General features: G+C 45.3%; 5 protein-coding genes. All 5 read left to right on the forward strand.

Annotation, left to right across the window (positions count from 1 at the left end; all coding sequences use genetic code 11):
* A partial coding sequence (locus tag DWX28_RS19090) for a GyrI-like domain-containing protein (protein WP_147342127.1) occupies positions 1 to 541 on the forward strand: 541 nt, incomplete at its 5' end.
* Positions 542 to 806: 265 nt separating this feature from the next.
* Positions 807 to 1,070 carry a hypothetical protein gene (locus tag DWX28_RS19095; protein WP_022214204.1) on the forward strand — a complete coding sequence of 88 codons (264 nt, stop codon included), beginning with the start codon at positions 807 to 809 and terminating at the stop codon, positions 1,068 to 1,070.
* Complete coding sequence (locus DWX28_RS19100; RefSeq protein WP_022214203.1) at positions 1,067 to 1,687, forward strand: methylated-DNA--[protein]-cysteine S-methyltransferase; 621 nt, start codon at positions 1,067 to 1,069, stop codon at positions 1,685 to 1,687. Before DWX28_RS19095 ends, DWX28_RS19100 begins: the two co-directional genes overlap by 4 nt.
* A 72-nt stretch (positions 1,688 to 1,759) precedes the next feature.
* Complete coding sequence (locus tag DWX28_RS19105; protein WP_442857738.1) at positions 1,760 to 1,969, forward strand: energy-coupling factor transporter transmembrane component T; 210 nt, start codon at positions 1,760 to 1,762, stop codon at positions 1,967 to 1,969.
* A gap of 12 nt (positions 1,970 to 1,981) precedes the next feature.
* On the forward strand, positions 1,982 to 2,328 hold a 347-nt coding region (locus tag DWX28_RS19110), incomplete at its 3' end, for an ATP-binding cassette domain-containing protein (protein WP_118254767.1).

Below are 2,328 nucleotides of genomic sequence, written 5' to 3' on the forward strand. Positions count from 1 at the left end.
AAAGCGTCCGGAAGCACGCGACTTCAGTCGTGTGAGGATAGAGTTGTTGATTCACAAAAGAGATGCATTTCAGGTTGTCTGCAAGAGAAAAAGAGTTGATAAACCGCAGTCGGCAAATGCCACGCCTGACATTACCGCAATGTGGCAGGAGTACGGTGCGGACGGAACAATGGGAAGGCTGATCGCCTGCATGCCGGAAAATCCGGTGATGAAAGGCTTGCTTGGGATTTGTTTTTCCTCTGAGCTTAATGCGAAGCAGTTTCCTTATGGGATCGGTGTCGAGTATGATGGAAGAAAAGTTGACGATGACCTGGAGATCGTGACGATCCCGGCGAATACTTATGCGGTCTTTACAAGCAAAGGAAAGATGCCGGATGCTTTTATCGAGACTTATCATAAGATCGTCACAGAATTTTTCCCGCAGAGCGCACAGTATGAATATGCGGAGAATGTGGAGTTTGAGGTTTACTCATCACAGGATGTCTCAGATCCGAATTACCAGTGCGAGATCTGGATCGCGGTGAATGAGAAAACAGAATAATAAGAATTTCAAAAAGTGGAACGACTTCTGATGAGCAGGAGAAGTTCCACTTTTTTGCGCTATATTGCTGTAGAAGGAATTGGATTCCTGGGGATAAAATGATATAATAAGAAATCATTTACGTTCAGATAAAAGTAAGACTTATTATATTGGCGGATACTCCCTTTCAGGGCTGTTTTCATTATGGGCGGCCTGCCAGACGACCATATTTTCTGGTGTCGCGGCAGCATCACCGTCTGTCTGGTTTCCGGGATTTACAGATTATATGAAAGAGCGAGGGATAAAGAGTCAAAATGTATATTTAAGCCTTGGAAATAAAGAAGAAAAGAGCCGAAATCCTGTTATAGCAAAAGTAGGAGACTGCATCAGAGAAGGGTATGCATGGCTAAAAGCAGAAGGACTAAACTGCACGCTTGAGTGGAACCAGGGCGGGCATTTTAAAGAACCGATGACAAGAACTGCAAGGGCATTTGCATGGGCGATGCAGCAGAGTAAAAACGAAAGCAGAGTAGAGAAGGAGCATCTATGAAAACACGCGAAGAGGCACTGAAATTTGGATTATCCTTTAAAAATGTATATGAAGAACGCCCATTCAAAGATCAAAACTGGCAGCTGGTGAGGGTGAAGGGAAGTAAGAAAGCCTTCCTCTGGATCTATGAAAAAGACGGATATATCAATCTCAATGTAAAGGTAAATCCGGAGTGGCGTGACTTCTGGCGGTCTGCGTATGATGCCGTGATCGCAGGTTATCATCAGAACAAAGAGCACTGGAACACGATCATTCTGGATGGCAGCATACCGGATAAAGACATCAAAAGAATGATCGCCGAAAGCTATGATATCATCACAGACAGCCCAACAAAACGGATCTACGAGGCGGTGAAACGAATTCCAAAGGGACATGTGGCAACGTACGGAAAAGTGGCAGAGATGGCAGGCAATGCGAAGATGTCAAGAGCAGTTGGAAATGCCCTGCACAAAAATCCGGACCCGGAGCATATCCCGTGTTTTCGCGTAGTAAATGCGAAGGGAGAACTGGCAGGAGCCTTTGCATTTGGTGGAGAAAGGACACAGGCGAAGCTTCTTGAAGAAGACGGGGTAGAGGTGATCGATGGCAAAGTCGATCTGAAGAAATATGGGATCTAATAGCAGACCAGGGAGCATGATTCCCTGGTCATTTCTTTTCCAAATGCCTGGAACGGCGAAAATCCGTTCCTGATGATCGAATATCGGCTGATACCACTGATGGTTTCTGTTGTAAAGATTGGCGATGAACTTTCTGCGGCAGCACTGACAAGGGGACTTGGCGCACCGGTCAGACGGACCAATGTCTGTGAGCTTGGATTCCATGTGCAGGATATCATTGCGATCGTGCTTTGTTTGGCATGTTTTGTGGTATTTTTTCTGCGGAAATATATTGTTTTCTAGGAGGCAGATAGTATGATAAAAATTGATCATGTGACGTTTACCTACAGGGAAAATAATGAACATTCTGCGGGAATTCGAGATATTGATCTGACGATAGAAGACGGTCAGGTTGTCGTGCTCTGCGGGGAGAGTGGCTGTGGCAAAACAACGCTCACACGACTGATCAACGGTCTGATCCCGCATTATTATGAGGGAAAAATGAGCGGTGAAACCTGGGTAAACGGAGTGAAAGTTTCCGAGCAGCCGCTGTACGATACGGCGAAGATCGTTGGAAGTGTTTTTCAGAATCCGAGGTCACAGTTTTTTAACATAATATATAACAAGAATTCTCCTACCTCTGCAGGTAGTGAGATGAATTG

It is taken from the genome of Blautia sp. AF19-10LB (assembly GCF_003461245.1).
In the GTDB taxonomy this organism is placed as follows: Bacteria; Bacillota; Clostridia; order Lachnospirales; family Lachnospiraceae; genus Blautia_A; species Blautia_A intestinihominis.